The sequence below is a fragment of the Streptomyces sp. KL116D genome, assembly GCF_030766975.1.
Classification (GTDB): Bacteria; Actinomycetota; Actinomycetes; order Streptomycetales; family Streptomycetaceae; genus Streptomyces; species Streptomyces longispororuber_A.
Map to the genome: position 1 here is coordinate 456,237 of NZ_JASERH010000084.1, position 16,507 is coordinate 472,743.

At 69.6% G+C, this 16,507-nt stretch carries 16 protein-coding genes; 8 read left to right on the forward strand and 8 right to left on the reverse strand.

The features are described 5' to 3' along the window. Positions 1-178: 178 nt before the first annotated feature. From RBJ77_RS34310 to RBJ77_RS34320, 3 genes are all read right to left on the reverse strand, one after another. The gene (locus RBJ77_RS34310; protein WP_372348546.1) at positions 179-445 is read right to left on the reverse strand and encodes a metal-sensitive transcriptional regulator; all 267 of its coding nucleotides are present in this window, start codon (positions 443-445) and stop codon (positions 179-181) included. 151 nt (positions 446-596) lie between these two features. Next, a complete protein-coding gene (locus RBJ77_RS34315; RefSeq protein WP_372348547.1) occupies positions 597-1,181 on the reverse strand; it encodes a rhodanese-like domain-containing protein in 585 nt (194 codons plus the stop codon). 103 nt (positions 1,182-1,284) lie between these two features. Then, positions 1,285-2,673, reverse strand: coding sequence for a rhodanese-like domain-containing protein (locus RBJ77_RS34320; protein ID WP_372348548.1), 1,389 nt, complete (start codon positions 2,671-2,673; stop codon positions 1,285-1,287). A 419-nt stretch (positions 2,674-3,092) separates the two neighbouring features. On the opposite strand from RBJ77_RS34320, the gene RBJ77_RS34325 reads away from it, so the two are divergent. The 3 genes from RBJ77_RS34325 to RBJ77_RS34335 all read left to right on the forward strand — a co-directional run bounded on the left by RBJ77_RS34325 (position 3,093) and on the right by RBJ77_RS34335 (position 5,609). Next, complete coding sequence (locus tag RBJ77_RS34325) at positions 3,093-3,356, forward strand: metal-sensitive transcriptional regulator (RefSeq protein WP_255967599.1); 264 nt, start codon at positions 3,093-3,095, stop codon at positions 3,354-3,356. Between the two features lie 269 nt (positions 3,357-3,625). After that, on the forward strand, positions 3,626-4,576 hold the full coding sequence (locus RBJ77_RS34330; RefSeq protein WP_372348549.1) for a DMT family transporter: 951 nt from the start codon (positions 3,626-3,628) through the stop codon (positions 4,574-4,576). A gap of 82 nt (positions 4,577-4,658) precedes the next feature. After that, positions 4,659-5,609 carry a LysR family transcriptional regulator gene (locus tag RBJ77_RS34335; RefSeq protein ID WP_372348550.1) on the forward strand — a complete coding sequence of 317 codons (951 nt, stop codon included), beginning with the start codon at positions 4,659-4,661 and terminating at the stop codon, positions 5,607-5,609. 168 nt (positions 5,610-5,777) lie between these two features. Here RBJ77_RS34335 and RBJ77_RS34340 read toward each other — a convergent pair whose 3' ends face one another. Continuing rightward, complete coding sequence (locus RBJ77_RS34340) at positions 5,778-5,957, reverse strand: DUF6480 family protein (RefSeq protein WP_255965978.1); 180 nt, start codon at positions 5,955-5,957, stop codon at positions 5,778-5,780. 223 nt (positions 5,958-6,180) lie between these two features. On the opposite strand from RBJ77_RS34340, the gene RBJ77_RS34345 reads away from it, so the two are divergent. Then, complete coding sequence (locus tag RBJ77_RS34345; RefSeq protein WP_372348551.1) at positions 6,181-6,996, forward strand: oxygenase MpaB family protein; 816 nt, start codon at positions 6,181-6,183, stop codon at positions 6,994-6,996. Between the two features lie 53 nt (positions 6,997-7,049). Continuing rightward, a complete protein-coding gene (locus RBJ77_RS34350; RefSeq protein WP_372348552.1) occupies positions 7,050-7,748 on the forward strand; it encodes an SDR family NAD(P)-dependent oxidoreductase in 699 nt (232 codons plus the stop codon). Here RBJ77_RS34350 and RBJ77_RS34355 read toward each other — a convergent pair. Together RBJ77_RS34355 and RBJ77_RS34360 are read right to left on the reverse strand one after the other, a co-directional pair. After that, positions 7,737-8,321, reverse strand: a complete 585-nt coding sequence (locus tag RBJ77_RS34355) for a lipocalin family protein (RefSeq protein WP_372348553.1) — start codon at positions 8,319-8,321, stop codon at positions 7,737-7,739. The two genes, RBJ77_RS34350 and RBJ77_RS34355, sit on opposite strands and share 12 nt — an antisense overlap. Positions 8,322-8,524: 203 nt before the next feature. Beyond that, positions 8,525-9,862: a nucleotide disphospho-sugar-binding domain-containing protein gene (locus RBJ77_RS34360; protein WP_372348554.1), complete on the reverse strand. Its 1,338-nt coding sequence runs from the start codon at positions 9,860-9,862 to the stop codon at positions 8,525-8,527. A gap of 143 nt (positions 9,863-10,005) precedes the next feature. Between RBJ77_RS34360 and RBJ77_RS34365 the strand changes: the two genes are divergently transcribed. Further along, positions 10,006-12,072, forward strand: coding sequence for a glycosyltransferase family 4 protein (locus RBJ77_RS34365; protein ID WP_372348555.1), 2,067 nt, complete (start codon positions 10,006-10,008; stop codon positions 12,070-12,072). Positions 12,073-12,697: 625 nt separating this feature from the next. Continuing rightward, complete coding sequence (locus RBJ77_RS34370; protein WP_372348556.1) at positions 12,698-13,498, forward strand: SDR family NAD(P)-dependent oxidoreductase; 801 nt, start codon at positions 12,698-12,700, stop codon at positions 13,496-13,498. A 119-nt stretch (positions 13,499-13,617) separates the two neighbouring features. Here the strand turns inward: RBJ77_RS34370 and RBJ77_RS34375 are convergent, their stop codons facing one another. Beyond that, a complete protein-coding gene (locus RBJ77_RS34375) occupies positions 13,618-14,199 on the reverse strand; it encodes a TetR family transcriptional regulator (protein ID WP_372348557.1) in 582 nt (193 codons plus the stop codon). Positions 14,200-14,370: 171 nt separating this feature from the next. Between RBJ77_RS34375 and RBJ77_RS34380 the strand changes: the two genes are divergently transcribed. Beyond that, positions 14,371-15,111 (forward strand): hypothetical protein, encoded by a 741-nt coding sequence (locus tag RBJ77_RS34380; RefSeq protein ID WP_372348558.1) that lies wholly within the window; start codon positions 14,371-14,373, stop codon positions 15,109-15,111. Positions 15,112-15,468: 357 nt separating this feature from the next. On the opposite strand, the gene RBJ77_RS34385 is transcribed toward RBJ77_RS34380, so the two are convergent. Next, complete coding sequence (locus RBJ77_RS34385) at positions 15,469-16,434, reverse strand: helix-turn-helix transcriptional regulator (RefSeq protein ID WP_372348559.1); 966 nt, start codon at positions 16,432-16,434, stop codon at positions 15,469-15,471. Between the last annotated feature and the right edge of the window lie 73 nt (positions 16,435-16,507).

Sequence of the window (16,507 nt, forward strand, 5' to 3'; positions counted from 1 at the left end):
TAACAGGAATACCCCCGGGGGTATTCTGTTCGAGTGTGTGAGAACTCGCACCAACGCCGGCCGAACCCGTGCAGGACCGGCGGCGAACCACTGGCGGGCGGGCCGAGCGAGCGCACCGCGCCGCGGGCAGCAGCGCCCCGTGACACACATCCGCCGTGCGCCACAGCCGCCCGCAGGCTCACGCCAGGGAGAGGAACAGCCCCTCCAGTTCCTTTTCCGTCATGGACGGGGACGTCGCGCGCCCGTCCGCGCGACACTGGCGCATGCCGCTTGCGACGATCTTGAATCCGGCCCGGTCGAGGGCGCGGGAGACAGCGGCGAGCTGGGTGACGACGTCCGCGCAGTCGCGGCCGTCCTCGACCATGGTGATGACTCCCGCGAGCTGGCCCTGGGCACGGCGCAGCCGGTTGAGGACTGCGCTCACCGCCTCTTCCTGCACCTTCACCGGGCTTCTCCATCGTGCGTGATGACGTGTGGCGTGCGGCCCCCGGCGACGTGTGTCAGGGGTGCATGCTCAGCTCCCGGCGCTTCTGCGGACCCAAGGCGGCGGCGGTGCGCGTCCGGCGCCGGCCCGGAGGCGGCGAGGACGAGGGCGATCACGACCGTTCCCGCAGGGAGGCGACCACCGTGCGGATGTCGGTGCGCGGGCCGCGGTTGTAGGGCAGCTTGGAGAGCATCATGCCCATCGCGCAGGTGTTGCTGAGCGCGGCGAACGTCAGCCCGGCGCCGATCGCGGTACCGATCAGGTGCACGCCGGGGACGAAGAAGCCCACGACACCGGTGACCAGCACGACCGAGCCGGCGATCAGACGGACCTGGCGCTCCAGCTCCCAGCGCTGCGGGCCACGGTTGACCGGGGCACCGGCCGCTTCCCAGGCCGTCATGCCGCCGTCCAGGACACGCAGGTTCGGCAGGCCCACCTCGGCGAGCGCCTGCTCGGCCTGCGAGGCGCGGGCACCGGAGCGACAGATCAGCACGACGTCCTCGTCGAGGTGCCGGCGCAGCTCCGCACGGTGCTCACGCAGGGTGTCCAGCGGCACGTTGTAGGCGCCGGGGACGTGGCTGGTCTGGAACTCGCCCGGGGTGCGCACGTCCAGCAGGCGGGGGGTGTTTCCGTTGTCGATCAGGTGCTGGAGGGCGGTGGGGGTGAAGGAGGCGGTGCGGGCGGTGTCGGTCGTCATGAGAGCTCCTTGGAGGGAAGGCGAGGAAGGCACGGAAAGGGGGAGGGGAGTGGTGCGGCCGGTGGACCCGCGCGGGCGCACCGGCAGGTCGTGACGTACCGGGTCAGGCGGCGGCGGGGGTGGTGAGCAGGGCCCAGGCGGCCCAGCCGCCGAGGACGTCGGAGACGTCCTCGAAGCCCTCGTGTCGCAGCAGGCTGGCGGCGATGGAGGAGCGATGACCACCCGCGCAGTGCAGGACCAGCGGCCGGTCGCGCGGGATCTCGTCCAGCCGGTGCGGCAGCTCGCCGAGGCTGATGTGCAGGGCGCCCTCGATGAACCCGTTCTCGCCGCGTTCGCCGCAGTTGCGGACGTCGACGACGACCGGCGGGTTGGCGCCGCCCAGCTCGGCGCGGAGCTGGGCCGCGGTCAGGCGGCTGGCCGCGGCGACCTCGTCGGCCATCGACTCCAGTGCCTCGTCGGGGGAGGCCAGGTAGCCGGCCGTGCGGTCGAAGCCGATCCGGGCGAGCCGGGTGACGATCTCCACCTCGCGGTCCTCCGGTGCGACGACCAGCACCTGGGCGCCCAGCGGGAGCACCGTGCCGGCCTGCTCCGCGAACCGGCCGTCCGCCGGAACGTTGACCGCGCCGCGCAGATGCCCTGCGGCGAACTCCTGCGGGTCACGGGCGTCGACCACCACCGCGCCCGCCTCCCGCCGTGCGGCGAAGTCCGCAACGCTGAGCGCCCGGGGCGCGTTCTCCGGGTCGAACAGCTCCCGCTGCCGACGGTTGAGGTCCGCGTCGTAGGCGAAGTAACCCGGAGCCGCGGACTGACCGGCGGTGACGATGGCCACGAAGTCCTCACGGCTCATCGGGGCACACGCGTAGTTGGTGGCGCGCTGCTCACCGATCGTGGACTGACGCTCGGTGGAGAGGTTCTTGCCGCAGGACGAACCGGCGCCGTGGGCGGGGAAGACCCGCACGTCGTCGGGCAGCCCCATCAGCTTGTTCTGCACACTGTCGTGCAGCATCGCGCCGAGCTCGTCAGCGGTGACCCCGACCGAGGCCAGCAGGTCGGGACGGCCCACGTCGCCGATGAACAGCGCATCGCCGGTCAGCACGCCGTACGGCACGGCATCGTCGGCGTGCTCGTACACCAGCACGCTGATCGACTCCGGGGTGTGACCCGGCGTTTCCATGATCTTCAGAGTGACGTCGCCGAGGCTGATCGTGTCGCCGTCGGCCAGCTTCCCAATCGCGTACTCGGTCTCGGCGCGCCGCCCGTAGCCGATCCACGCGCCGGTACGGTCGGCCATCTCCAGGTGTCCGGCGACGAAGTCCGCGTGGAAGTGGGTGTTGATGACACCGACCACGGTGAGCCCGCGGGCTTCGGCATCCGCGAGGTACTCGGACACGTCCCGGCGGGGGTCGACGACCACGGCCTGACCGGTGGACTCGTCGGCGATCATGTATGACGCCTGCGACAGGCACTCGAGGTAGTACTGCGAGAAGAACACGGAAACCTCCGTAAAGCGTTGGACGGTATACCCCTGGGGGTATGTCTGAGGGCGTGAGGCACCCCTCCCGAGAGGTGGGGTGCGGGCGGCGGCTGCAGGGAGTCGGGGTGAGCGGGGTCGACGCCTCAGGTGTCGCCACGGATCGGGCTGGGGTTCCGCCTCGCCGCGACGTTCACCGCGTCGGGAGTTGCTGCGATACCCCCTGGGGTATTACGTGGACGACCGTAAATGGCTCCCGTCGTCGCTGTCAAATACCCCCGGGGGTATTCACGAAGGTGGTGGGCAGGTCGACGGCAGGGCGTCCCGGGTGAGGGTCGGCTGCCAGTTGGCACTCGCTCGGCCGCGGCGGCGCGACAGCTGGGACTTATACCCCATGGGGTATTCTGGGGCTTCTTGTCCAGGAGTGGAGGAGGGTTTCGATGCAGGTGGACGAAGAATCGATGCAGCCCGTCCTGAACCGTCTGCGGCGGGCGCAAGGGCAGTTGACCGCCGTGATCACGATGATCGAGGCGGGTCGTGACTGCAAGGACGTCGTGACGCAACTCGCGGCGGTCTCCCGGGCGTTGGACAGGGCCGGCTTCAAAATCGTGGCCAGCGGAATGCGTCAGTGCCTTGCCGGGGACTCCGACACTCCGCCCATGTCTCAGGACGAACTGGAAAAGCTCTTCCTCGCCCTCGCCTGATCCCGGCCACCACAGCGGCAGAGCCGGTGCGTGGTTCAGCCGTGGCGTCACCCATGGCGGGTCGTCAACGCGAAGGCGGCGTGGTCAGGCCCTTTACTCCCTCAAGCCGCCCGCAGGAAGGTGACCTGCTGGCCCAGGCTCCAGCTGGTCGACGGCAACGAGGACGCCATGCTCGCTCTGGAAGGGAGGCACCGCCTTTAAGAGAAGCTTTCGAATCTGCCAACAAATACTAACTGGAACTTTCGTTACGGAAGAGGCACCGTGAACGGGTGAGCAAACCTCGATTCTTCTCCCCCCACCTCTTGGCACTGGCCGGGACCGTGCTGCTATGGGCCTCGGCGTTTCCGGCGATTCGTGTGGGGCTCGATGGGCTCGGCCTGGCAGCGCTGTCGTTCCTACGCCTGGCCGTAGCGGCTGTGGTCCTGCTGGTCGTCGCGCCCTTCGCCGGAGTACGGATACCGCGCAGGCGCGACCTGCCGTTGATCGCCGCGTGCGGACTGACCGGCATGACCGCGTACCAAGTGCTCCTGAACTGGGGCGAGACCCACGTCGAAGCCGGCACTGCCAGCTTGTTGATCGGGGCGACGCCCGTCTTCAGCGTGCTGCTCGCCAGCGCATTCCTGGCGGAACCACTCACCCGCAACATCGTCGTCGGCAGCCTCGTCGCCATCACCGGCACGGCGGTGGTCACCCTGGCCGACGGGGTGTCCGGCTTCACCGGTGCGGCCTTGGTCGTGCTGGCAGCGGCTGTCGTCCAGGCCGTCTACCACTTCTCCACCAAACCGCTGTTGCGCCACTACACGGGTTTGGAGGTGGCCACCTACGCAATGGTGGCGGGGACGGTGTTCGCTCTGCCGCTGGTGCCCACCACTATCAGCGCCGCGGCGCGAGCCCCGGCATCGGCACTGGGAGCGGTGCTCTTCTTGGGGCTGCTCCCCTCCGCGCTGGGGTTCGTCATCTGGGGCTATGCGGTCGCGCGGCTGTCGCTGGCGGCATCCACAGCAGCGCTCTACCTCGTACCGCCGGTTGCCCTGGTCATTTCATTTGTCTGGCTGGGTGAAGTTCCCCACCTGATCGAACTCCTCGGCGGCGCGATCACCATTGGCGGGGTGGTTCTGATCAACCGTCGCACCCCTGCACCCGCAGACCCGGCATCGAATCGGAACTCTCCTCGCAGCGAAGAGCCTCTGGAGAACGACGTCTTCATCGGTCGTCGATAGAAACGCGGCGAACGCGCTGAGCAGCGCCCCTCGCGGGATTCGGTCACAATTCCCTGTGTACTCGCACCCATAGGAATCATTCATGCTCGATGTTCGACGGCTGCGCATCCTGCAGCATCTCGCCGTCTACAAAACGGTCGCGGCGGCGGCCGAGGCGTTGCAACTGACAGCGCCGGCAGTCTCCCAGCAACTCGCCTCACTCGAACGCGAGGCGGGGATGCCGGTGGTGGAGAAGAACGGACGCACCCTCCGCCTGACCCCGGCAGGCGAACTGCTCGTCAAACACGCCGACGTCATCCTTGGTGACCTCGCCGCAGCCGAAGCCGACCTCGCCGCCCTCAAGGGCGGCCGCCGCGGCCTCATCCGAGTGGCGTCCTTCGCCTCCGCCGCCCGCACCCTGATGCCCCTGGTGTACCGGCTGATCGCCGAGCACGCCGACGAGCAGGCGCGAACCCTCGCCGTGCAACTGACCGTCCAAGAGCCTGACTTGGCGATCGCGGCACTGGGCAAACGCCAGACCGACGTTGCGCTGGCCCACAGCTACACCATCCTGCCGCGTGACTTCCCCGCCAGCAGCCGCCATGACGTCCTGATGGACGACCCGGTCGTGCTCTGCCTGCACCCGGATCACGCCCAGCAACTGGGACTAGCTCCCGGGCAGACGGCGGACCTCACCCGGTTCTCCCGCGAGCCCTGGCTCACCCCAGCTCCCGAAACCTCCTGCTACGACATGATCCAGCGCGCCTGCGGTAGCGCGGGCTTCGTTCCCGACATCCGGGTACGCAGCGACGATTTCGCCGTCTTGGCCGCTCTCACCGCGGCTGGCGCCGGAGTGGCCCTCGCGCCCCGTCTCGCTCTTCCCGAACACCATGGACTCAGCCTGCACCCCCTGGTCAGCCCCGTCACCCGCACCCTCTTCACCGTCATCCGGAACGGCACGGAGCGCCGGCCCGATGTGCACCTGCTGCGGACGCTCATGGAGCAGGCAGCCTCCCGACTTCCTGGCTCCGCACACTCTCCGGAAGAAGCCTGACCGGAGCCGCCGGTCACCGCCCGCTCCACTTTGATGCGGCCCGCGCGAGGAAGCAGGCAAGCGCAGCGGGAGGCACCGGCCGCCGCACGAGTAAGCAGGCAAGCGCAGCGGGCGGCACCGGCCGAACCTTCGTAGCGGCCACGACCGCTCGAAGCCGGGGCACCGAGGTCACAGGCCCCAGATGCGTGCCACGAAGAAGGCGGCGACGAGTACCGAACCGGCCACGATCAGCCACAACCACCAGGAGGGATGTTCCCAGACCCCACCGTCGGCCCGCTGCTGGTGTGCCTCGGCCGTTGAGCCCTCCACGGGCGGTGTCTCCGTGGGCGGGATGAGTGAATCGGTCATGCTTCAACGGTCCTCCTCCTCCAGGGCGGCCGCATGTCGAGGAGAAAGATTGGGGTCACCGCAACCGACAACCGGGAATCTGCCGAACACCTGGTGTCCGGGTTGCGCGCGACCTCGGTTCTCGCGCCGCCGCCAGATGAACCGACACAGGGGTGCCGCGATGGGGGACCTTGCGTCGCGTGTACGGGAGCCGTTGGAGCCGCTGCGTCAACGGGCGGGAAAGATGCTGTTCGCCCGTGTCGCCGGTCCCGACGGCCCCCGCAACCGCGCGCTGATCCACGAAACGCCCGGCCCCAGATGGTTCCCGTGCGACAGCCCGATCCGCGCCGTGCACGCCGACAGCGCCATGTTCATCGGCGGTCTGTCAGCGCTGCTGCTGCAGACCCTGCATCCCGCCGCCATGGCGGCCGTCGCCACGCACTCCGGATTCCGCGGCGACCCGTGGGGACGCCTGCACCGGACGAGCACCTTCCTGGCCACCACGACCTTCGGCCCTGCCGAGACCGCCCAGTCGGCCTGCGACCGAGTGAACGCGGTGCACGAACGCATCCGGGGGGTGACGGACCGCGGCGTCGCCTATCGCGCATCCGACCCACATCTGCTGGAGTGGATCCACATCGCCGAAGTGGATTCCTTCCTGCGAGCGCACCAGCGTTTCGCCTCCCGTCGCCTGACGGTGCGGGAATGCGACGAGTACGTGCGTCAGATGGCGCGCATCGCCCGGGCGCTCGGTGTGCCCACGCCCCCTGAGTCGACCGGCGACCTCCGCGCCCGCCTCGCCGCCTACCGCCCCGAACTGCGCGCCACGCCGGAGGCGCTGGAAACCGCGCGCTACCTGCTGTTGAGCCCTCCGCTGCCTGCCCCTGCCCTGCCGCTGTACGCCGCTTTGGCCTCCAACGCGGTTGCCCTGCTGCCCCGTTGGGCGACCGCGGAACTTCGCCTCCCGCGCTGGGAGCCCGCCGAGCGCTGGGCGGTCCAGCCGGCCGGCCGCCTCACCACGGCCCTCATCCGATGGGCGATGCACGATCCCGCCGGCTAGCCGACGGGGATCGGCCCGATTCGATACGCACGATGCGCGGAAGGGCGTCCGAGATGGATGTCGACGGAGCACGCATTCTCCTGCCCGGAGCCACCGGGGAGGTCGGCAGAGCGCTGGCGCACCGCCTGTACAGCGCTGGTGCCACCTTGCACCTTGCCGGCCGAAACGAAACAGAACTGCGGGCGCTCCAAGGCCGACTTCCAGGAACCGGCGCGAGCAGCTTCGATGCCTACGACCTGGACTCCTGCGCCGCCCTGACCCGCCGGGCAGCCCAGCGGATGGGCGGCCTCGACGCGGTGGTGAGCTGCATCGGAGTCCCTGCCTTCGGCGCCGCGGACACCATCAGCGAGGCCGTCGCCGAACACCTGATGACCGTCAACGCGCTCGCCCCCATGGCCTTTCTGCGCGCCGCACTTCCGCTGGTAACAGCAGGCGGGGTCCTCGCGGCCGTCACGGGCGTGGTCGCTGAGAATCCGCCTCCGAAGATGGCCGACTACGCTGCCGCGAAAGCCGCCCTCGCCGCCTGGCTGCACGCGGTGCGCAAAGAGCAGCGGCGGCATGTCGCAGTCGTCGATCTCTGCCTGCCGCATCTCGACACCGGCTTCGCCGGCCGCGCGGTCGCGGGGCAGCCGCCCAAGCTGCCCCGCGGCCTCGCGGTCCCGGCGGCGGTGGATCTGATCATGAGAGAGCTGACCGGTCCGGAAACCGTTGCGCGGGCGAGCGGCCCGGCACGCCGGGAATCAGCAGAATGAGGCGGTGGGCACGGTCGCGGCGTCCTGCCGGGTCACGAGGAAGTCGCACGCGTCGAGCCCCGAAGCGTCGATGGAGGCGAGGATCGCGGACCGCTGCCCGGCCGGCAGCTCCGGAGTGCGGGACAGCACGAAGCCGGACTTGCGGTCGCTGTCCGTGATCACGGCCCAGCGGTAGTCGGGGTCGAGGCCGGTCACGATGTAGTTGGCGTCTTCGCTGTGGCGGTAGGAGCCGCCGGTCTTCACGAAACTGACGTTCAGTCGGGCGCCGGAACTGTCAAGGGCCTTGGCTTCTCCGGTTACGCCGCTGGCCTTGCCCAGCCACGTCGTGCAGCTGTTGCGGACGCCGACGGCCCCCGATGCTGTGAGCGTGTAGACCGCGTGCACGTTCTTGGCGCACTGGATCTCAAAGAGCCGCGGAACGGCGGCGATCTGGTACCAGGTCCCCTGATAGCGGCTGACGTCGACCTGGCCGACAGGCGGGGGCGGCTGCGGAGCCGCGTGGGCGGCCGGGGCGGCGAGCGCGATGCCGAGCAGCGCGGCGGGCAGAGCGGTGGCGTATCGGGAGAGCGGCACGAATGTCCCTTCGTGGACTGATGACAGGTGATGGCTGCTGGTCGTTCCGACGGGCGTGAGCCGCGCTGCCGGCCGGACCTTGCAAGCGCACCGTTCGACACCCCTTCCGCGCAGGGCACCGGTTCGGATTCAGTGCATTCACTGCTATTTCTCGCATCCGTAGTAAAGAGGGCAGACCACGGATGGTCCGGCAGAGCGGCGGCTCAGTGCACCGGGGCGGGCCGGTTCATCGTGGCCAGCAGGTGGGCGGCGGCGTAGTGGGGGCCGCGTGCGCCGAGTTCGGACGCCCACCGCGCCATGTTGGGGCGGACGGTGGCATGCAGGGCTGCCAGTGCCGTCGGCACGTCCTGCGGCGCCAGGCGGTTCGGGTCCCGTACGACTCCGACCCCGGCCCGCTCCGCGTCGCGCGCGATGGCGAACTGGTCGCTGGAGAACGGCAGGACGAGTGCCGGGACCCCGGAGCGCAGGCACTCGGTGAACGAGTTGTTGCCGCCGTGATGGACCATGGCGTCCACGTGGGGGAGCAGGGCCTGCTGGGGGACGGACGGCGCGAGGACGACGCGGTCACCGGCCAGATCGGCGAGGGCGGCCGTGCGTTCGCCCGCCGCCACGACGACAGCTGTACGGTCGTCGTGGCGCACAGCCCCGGAGACCACCGTCCGCAAGACATCGTCGCGGGCCGCCAGGAACGTGCCGAGGGCGACGAGGACGACCTTGTCGGCCCTGCCGCGGAGCCGGCGCAGCCGCCGCGACCACTGACCGTCAAGCTGCTCGGCCGGGTCGGCCATGTGTCCCGCGTACACGTGTCGCGGGCCTGCTTGCGGCTCGGGCAGCCACGGCAGGTGCGGATAGGAGTACACGACGGCGTCGGGTGACGTCAGCGCGAACGCACGGCCCACCGCAGGCGCGTGCGGAGCCTTGTCACGGACGAACTCCTCGAACAGCGCGGTGAACGCACGGTCGTTGTCCCTCGCCACCGCCGTCAGATCCGCGAGCAGCCGCGTATCGGGGCGCAGGGCGGCAGGCCAGTCGTAGGGAACGCCGAACCAACTGTCCGTGCCCCCGAGAACGTAGGTCGGATGCCCCGGGCAGAACGTCGCGTACCGGGCTCGCAGACAGTGCAGGGCGAGGGTCGCCGCGTAGCTGAGCTGGTCCACCACGTACCAGTCGGGGCGCAGACGCTCATCCAGAACGCGCAGCTCCCCGAAGACGGTGTCCGGGTCGGCCAGCATGTCGGCCCGGCGGTGACGGGCCTGCGTCGTCAGAGCGGCGACCGCGCCGCGCCGGGTGGCGTCGAAGAACTCGCCCAGCCGAGCCGCTTCCACCGCGTCCTGCTCCGTGGCTTCCGCGACGCCCGTGTTGGCGTTGCGGGTCACGGCCAGGGGCACGAAACGCACGCCGGCCTGCTCCGCCATGCCCGCGAACGCCGGCGAACAGGCGAAGTGCACCTCTGCGCCGCGGGCCCGCAGCGCAGCCGCCAGAACCGACAGCGGCCGGGCGTGCGAGAAGAAGGGAGGACTGATGATCACAATGCGCGGCATGACCATCCTTCACTCCAGGTCCGACGGCCGGATGCACGGAGTGCCACGGGGCCCGTCGGCGTCGATGCCCCGTCACCAGCTGCATCCGGGTGAAGCCCCCTGAGAGAACTCGCAGCGTCGTCCATCCGCATGAAGGAGACTGCGTGTCGACCTCAGCCCAGCCGTGCGAACCCGCCTCTGGAACGCTGTGCCCGGAAGGCCGGGATCCGCTGGTCAGCGCGCGCCACGCCTTCTTCCGCGGCACGCGACGGCACGGTCCGGCCACCCGCACGGACCGGCACCGGACCGGCGATCTGCAGCGGCTGCTCGACGCCGAGTACGCGCCCCGCTCGCGCCTCACGCCGGCCGGACCGGCCACCGCGCTCAGCACCGAGGACATCACCGTCGCGCGCCTGCGCCATCTGTGCCGCCTCGCCGTTCCGCTCACTCCCGGGGCGCTCCTCGCCCACGACCTGGGCGGGACACGGCTCACCGCGGTCCTGGCCGAGATGTGGCCGGAGACCGTACGCGGCTACGGCAAACCGCACGCCGAATTGGTACTGCGCCATCATCTGCTGACGCGGGCGGAACCGGATGCCGCCCGCATCGCGTTCCTGCTGGACTGCGCGGAATCGGCGGGCCTGCACCCCCTGACCGCGGCCGAAGCGTCAGCCCGGTCCACCGCGGACGACCGCCCCACGCGGCACGCCCTCTGGCGCTACCTCCACCGCTTGTCCGACGGCCCCCGCCATCTCCCCGCGGCCGCACACGCGAACGACCCCTACGAGCAACTCCTCCTGGCCCCACCCACCGCACTGACAGCCGATCCGTGGCCCGCGCGCGGCATCGTCGTCGCCCAGACCATGCTCCAGGGCGACCTCGACGCGCCCGGTCAAGGACTCAGCGGTGGCCTGTCCGTGCTCCTGGGCGGGCTCGGCGACCGGCTCGCCGAGAACGAGCACATCGGTCAGGTGCTGACCGTGGTGACCGCAGGCCACGACGGCCTGGCACGCGACCCTCGTCTCCTGTATGAGCGCGGCCCGGACCACTGGGTGCTGCGTCTGCCGGTCGACACGGCCACCACACCCCCGCAGGACGTGTGGCCGGCCCACCGCACGGCGCTCAGTTGGTGGGCGACCCGCCTGTTGGGCGTCCTGCCCCGCCGCGTGGACGTCCTGCACGTGCGCTACGCCGACGACAGCAGCCTGGCCCTTGCCCACGCGGCCGAACGGACGGGAGCCCGCCTATTGTTCACCGCCACCCCGGACCCTCATCGAACGGTCGCGCACAAGCACGCCGACACCGATGCGCGGGACCCGGAGCGCGCGCACCTGCTCCGGAGCGATCTGCACCGCATCTTCTGCGCCGACCGCCTCGTGGACCGTGCCGACGAGGTGATCGGCATCCCGGGCCCCTCCGGAACCCAGGACCTCCTCCACCATTTCCCCGTCCTCGAGGACCGCTACGGGCCCACCGGGCCCGCCGCCCCGCCCGAGGGAATCGCTCCGTACGTGCCCGCGCCGGACGAGAACGCGCTGCGGCAGCGGATGCTGGACGACCTGTTCGCCGACGGCAGTCGCGGCGACACGCTGTCGCCGGACGACCGTGGCCTGCCGCTGATGCTGTGCGTGGGACGCCTCCACCCCGTCAAACAGCAGGATCTGCTGGTCCGCACCTGGCTGACGACGGAACTGTGGCGCACGACCACGCTGGTCGTCGTCGGCGGCAGCGACGAACAGCCCTCCGAGCACGAGCGATCGATGCACGCCACGGTCCGCTCCCTGCTCACCGGCCAGGACGCGGCGGCCGCGCGCCTGGCGATGGTCCCCGCGATGCCGAACGGCAGCGTCAGACGCCTGGAGCGGGCCCTCGCCGACACGGACAACGGCATCGCCGCCTGGTACGTGTGCCCGAGCGCCAAGGAAGAGTTCGGGATCGCGATCCTGGAGGCGATGGAGGCGGGTCTGCCGGTCGCGGGACCGCGCCGCGGCGGAGTGGCGCACTATCTGCGTGACGGCGTTAACGGCATCCTGCTGGACACGTCCTCCTCCTCCGCTCTGGCCCGCGGACTCCACCGGATCAAGTCCTTGCCGGAGACTCGACGGAGCCACATCGCCCGCGCCGCACACCACACCGCCACGACCCGCTACGCGCTCGGGGACATGGCCGACGCCCTCGCCACGGAATACCTGGCGACGGCCAAGGCGAGGCACACCGACAACGACGAGTGACCGGACCACGAGCAGCGGCCTGCACACCACCATCTACGCGCTCCTTGGCCTGAGGGCTTTGCCGTTCGCCATCGGCCTCTCCGGCAAACGCAGCCTCGAGGTGTCCTGAAGCCGGATACGTATCCCGAGGAGCGCACACGTTGCCCTACGGGACGGACGCGGCCGACACACCTGGAGGAATGAAAGACACAAACCTATGGACATGCAGTTGCACGGCTGACGGGCTCTCGTCACCGGTTAGAGCGCCGCACCCGGCCGGGCGATCGCCGATGCGCCCGCCCGAACCTGCTGCCTGCCCTGCACACGAGGTCAGACTGCCCGGAGCCCGGAGCCCGGAGCCCGGAGCCCGGAGCCCGGATCCGGTCCATGTCCCGGCCCGCGACGATCCGCAGGCGGGGCCGAGCGGGACCGCACTGGCCTCTCCGGCCCGCCCCGCAATCAACCCGCCCTCGCCCCGTAGCCCCCAGCTGGCGCGGTTACGGCGAGGACACCCCTCGAATCCACCACCTCGACACAGCGGGAATCTCGCCCGCTCGCGCAAGAAGTCTACCGGTGTATACTTAACTGTATAGGCACACTTCCCGGACGCCGAGGCGCGGGGGAGTCAAGGAGAAAGACACAGAACATGAACCTCAATCTGACCGGAAAGCGCGCGCTCGTCACCGGTGCGAGTCTCGGACTCGGTGAGGCCACCTCGAAGCTGCTGGCGGCCGAGGGTGCCACCGTCGTGATCCACGGACGCGACAAGGAGCGCACCGAGCGGGTCGCGCGGGAGATCCGTGAGGTCGGCGGCAGCGCCACCACGGTCCTCGGTGATCTGGCCGACGACGACAGCGCCGCCGAGGTCGCCCGTGCCGCCCTCGACGGCGGTCCGGTCGACATCCTGGTCAACAACGCCGGTTTCTATCGGCACCTGTCCTGGACCGAAGCCACCCCCGACGAGTGGCGTAACACCTACAACGTCAACGTCGTCTCCGGCGTGCGAATGATCCAGCACCTCGTCCCGGCGATGCGCGAGCGCGGCTGGGGCCGGGTCATCACCATCGGCGGAGGCCTCGCCTCCCAGCCGATGAACACCCACCCTCAGTACAACGCCACTCTGGCAGCCCGCCACAACCTGGCCGTCTCCCTGGCCCGTGACTTGAAGGGCACCGGCGTCACTTCCAACATCGTCTCCCCGGGCGCCATCCTGGTCGAGGCCACGAAGGAACTCGTCACCCACATCGGACCCGAGCGCGGCTGGGGCGACACCTGGGAAGAGATCCGCCCGAACGCCGTCGAGGCGCTGATCCCCAACGACCAGGAGCGTTTCGGCGAGCCGGACGAGATCGCCGCCGCCGTCGCCTACCTGTGCAGCGACTACGCCCAGTACGTCAGCGGCGCCACCATCCGCGTCGACGGCGGCCTCATTCGTTCCGCGTTCTGAGCAAGCCGCGGCGAGACAGGGACGGACGACCGGACAGGGCGGGGCGAGCGCCGAGAGGTGCTCGCCCCGCCCTGTCCGGTCGTGTGAGCCGGGCCGATCCGACTCCCGGGCTCAGTCGGCTACGTGGCGGACTCCTGGGTAAGAGGTTCGAGCATCGCCGCCAGCAACTCGGCGACCTCGTCGTCATCGGCAGCGGCGAGCGCGGTCGTGCCGACGACGGTCCGCATCAGCCAGGTCCCGGCGACCAGAGCCAGGCCGAGCTGGGCCCGCACCTCCGCCCCGGGTCCTGCGAGCAGTCCCGCCAGTCGGGCGCCCACATGCGCCTCCACGCCCTTGCGCAGGGCGTCCGTTGCCTCCGGGTCCGACACCGAGCGCAGCATCAGCAGGAACGGGTCCAGGTCCTCGGAATCCGTCCCGGTGCGCTCCGCCAGGGTGTGCGCCATCGCCCGGGACAGCTCCCGACGCTCTTCCCCGACCACCGTTGGCGGCTTGAAGGCCCGGTCCACCGCCTCCGCGAACAACCGCTCCTTCGAACCGAAGTAGCGGTTGATCATCATCGCCGTCACCCCGGCCCGCTCAGCGATCTGCCGGACTCCCGCCCTGGCGTAACCGTGCTCGGTGAACTCCACCACCGCCGCGGCGAGAATGGCCTCCCGCGTCGCGGCACCATCACGCTTACGACCGGCCTGAACAGCACTCATGCGCAGGAGCATATCGGGGCTCCCAACCATGACACGGGCTCGGCCACCCGACCCGCGCGAGACTTGGACAGCGCCACATGGGACGGCCCGCCGCACCACGGCGGTGAGCGCGACGGATCGAGGACCGCACTGTATGCCCAACTCCGGTGCGCAGGCAGCATGATGGCCACCATGCGAAGTGGAATCGGCGAGCGGTTGCGGCGGCTGTGGTCGTGGCGCGCGGGCAGTGCGTCAACGAGCCTGACGAACAAGGCCAGGGTCACCACTTCCGGCGAGCCGTGGGACGCGCATCCCTTCAGTATCGGCTTGCCCACCTCCACTGACGAGGTCCAGGCCAAAGCGGCAGGCACCGACGGGCCTCAAGTCAGCGGAGAAGGTGGCCGGGACGAGGAGACGCATCAACTGGCCATGCCGTCGTACCGCCCGGCCGTCGTGGTCTTCTCGACCAGGGGACCGGGACACGTGCAGCTACGCTTCGTAGGGTTGAAGGGGCGCTCTTCGCGTCTCTACCGGCTGTCGGGCGACGGGACCCCCATCACCGCGCGGATTCCGCTGCCGGTAGGGGCCAAGACGATCAGGTTCCGAGTGACCACTGCCGGCGGCCGAAACGCATGGACGGCATCTACGTCACCCCTGCGTGCAGTCCCGCGCTTCCAGGAGGAGATCAACGGGACCGGCTCAGACCTCGTCCACTTCCGAGGCGGACCCGGTCCAGGCGTGCTGCACTATGCAGGCCCGAACCGGATCCAGTTGGAAGCGTTGGACGGCAGCCTTGTCTACAGGGGCTCGGTGGTAGAGGGGCGGGCCGGGGAGCATGCCTTCCAGTGGCCGGGCCGCGGCTACTACCAGGTGCGCTCCTCCGGTGCGTGGAGTCTGTCCATCGCGTGCCCGAAGACGGACCACTGCGATTGATCACGAAGAGCTGACCAGCGAGAGGCTTGACGCAGGGACGATGCGGATCACCCCAGGTGGGTGTTCTGGGCGGGCCATGATCCGCGACCACACCTCCTACGAACACCGTTCCCCGCTCCTGCCGCGGCTTGACGACGGCTATGGGGAAGTCGTTCAGCCTCGGCGCTCGGTGAGACGGGCGAGTGGTACCGACCTTGTGGAGGGTGGACGGCTGCACCTAGATGCCTGCCCTCTATGAAGCCTGGCGTGGCTATTGCAAGGCGGACCCAGGGGACACAGCTGCGGTTGATTCGAGTGAGGATTCACTGTCCCGCCGCATCGCACTTGATTGAGCGGGACTGCCTTAGCTGTTGCGGGTCAGGACGTTGGTGACGGCGCATAGTGGTGGGCAAGGTTGGTGACGAGGTCGCTGAGGTGAGCCCTGGCTTCGGATGGGCCGTGCACAGTGATGGCGCTCCCGAACGGCAGCAGTTCTCGCACGTCTTCCAGGTGCAGGAAGCGGATCATTACCTTGTGGCCGGTCGCGGAGTCTTCATGGTCGTCCCGGACGAGTCGTTGGCCAAAGATCCGTTGCGCTCGCTCGATCTGGGTCTGGTCGATGGTGGCGCTGACCTCTATCGCGTGGTTGTGTTCCCACTGATCAATGAGCGTTGCGGCGACGGTGGCCAGGGTCTGGCTCTCGCGGATCCGTCGTGGCTGGTCGACTTCCTTCCACGTCGTGATCCGTTCGAGTCGGTACATCCGTGGCACTCGGGCACAGTCGGCGACGAGGTACCAGTTGCCGGCCTTGGCGAACAGCCCATAGGGATCCACGACCAGGTCGCGTGGGCCTGACGCGCGTGAGCTGTCGTACTCGATCCGTAGCCGGCGACCTCGCCGCAGTGGACCGATCAGCGAAGCCGGAGCCGTGCCGGAAGCTCGTGCCTGACGCCAGGGACGACTGTCCACGTGCACCACGTCGGTGAGCGGCAGGAGCTCATGAACTCGACGTGGCCGTGTAGCGGCGATCTTGGAGAGCGCTCGCCGGCTTTCGACCGATGCGTTGAGCTCCGCACGTTGCTTCTCATCCAGCCCAGTGAGCGACAGGTGATCGCGCTCGCCCGGCGTCAGTCGCGTGAGGTCGAGCCCGGACCCGGGCAGCATGGCCACCCCTCCGAGGCGGCCCCGTTGTGCGGTCACCGGCAGACCGGCGTCGCGGAGCCAGTTCAGGTCCCGGGTGACGGTTCGAAGGGACACCCCCAGCGCCGAGGCAAGTTCCTGTGTTGTCACGGCATTCCTCGATGCGAGGAGCAGCATCAGGGAGAAGAAGCGATCTGGGGTCACACTCCAAGTCTTCCAAGAATTGCGACACGATGCGGCGCATATCCCGGTCAGGCTGATGGATGAGTACCCACGA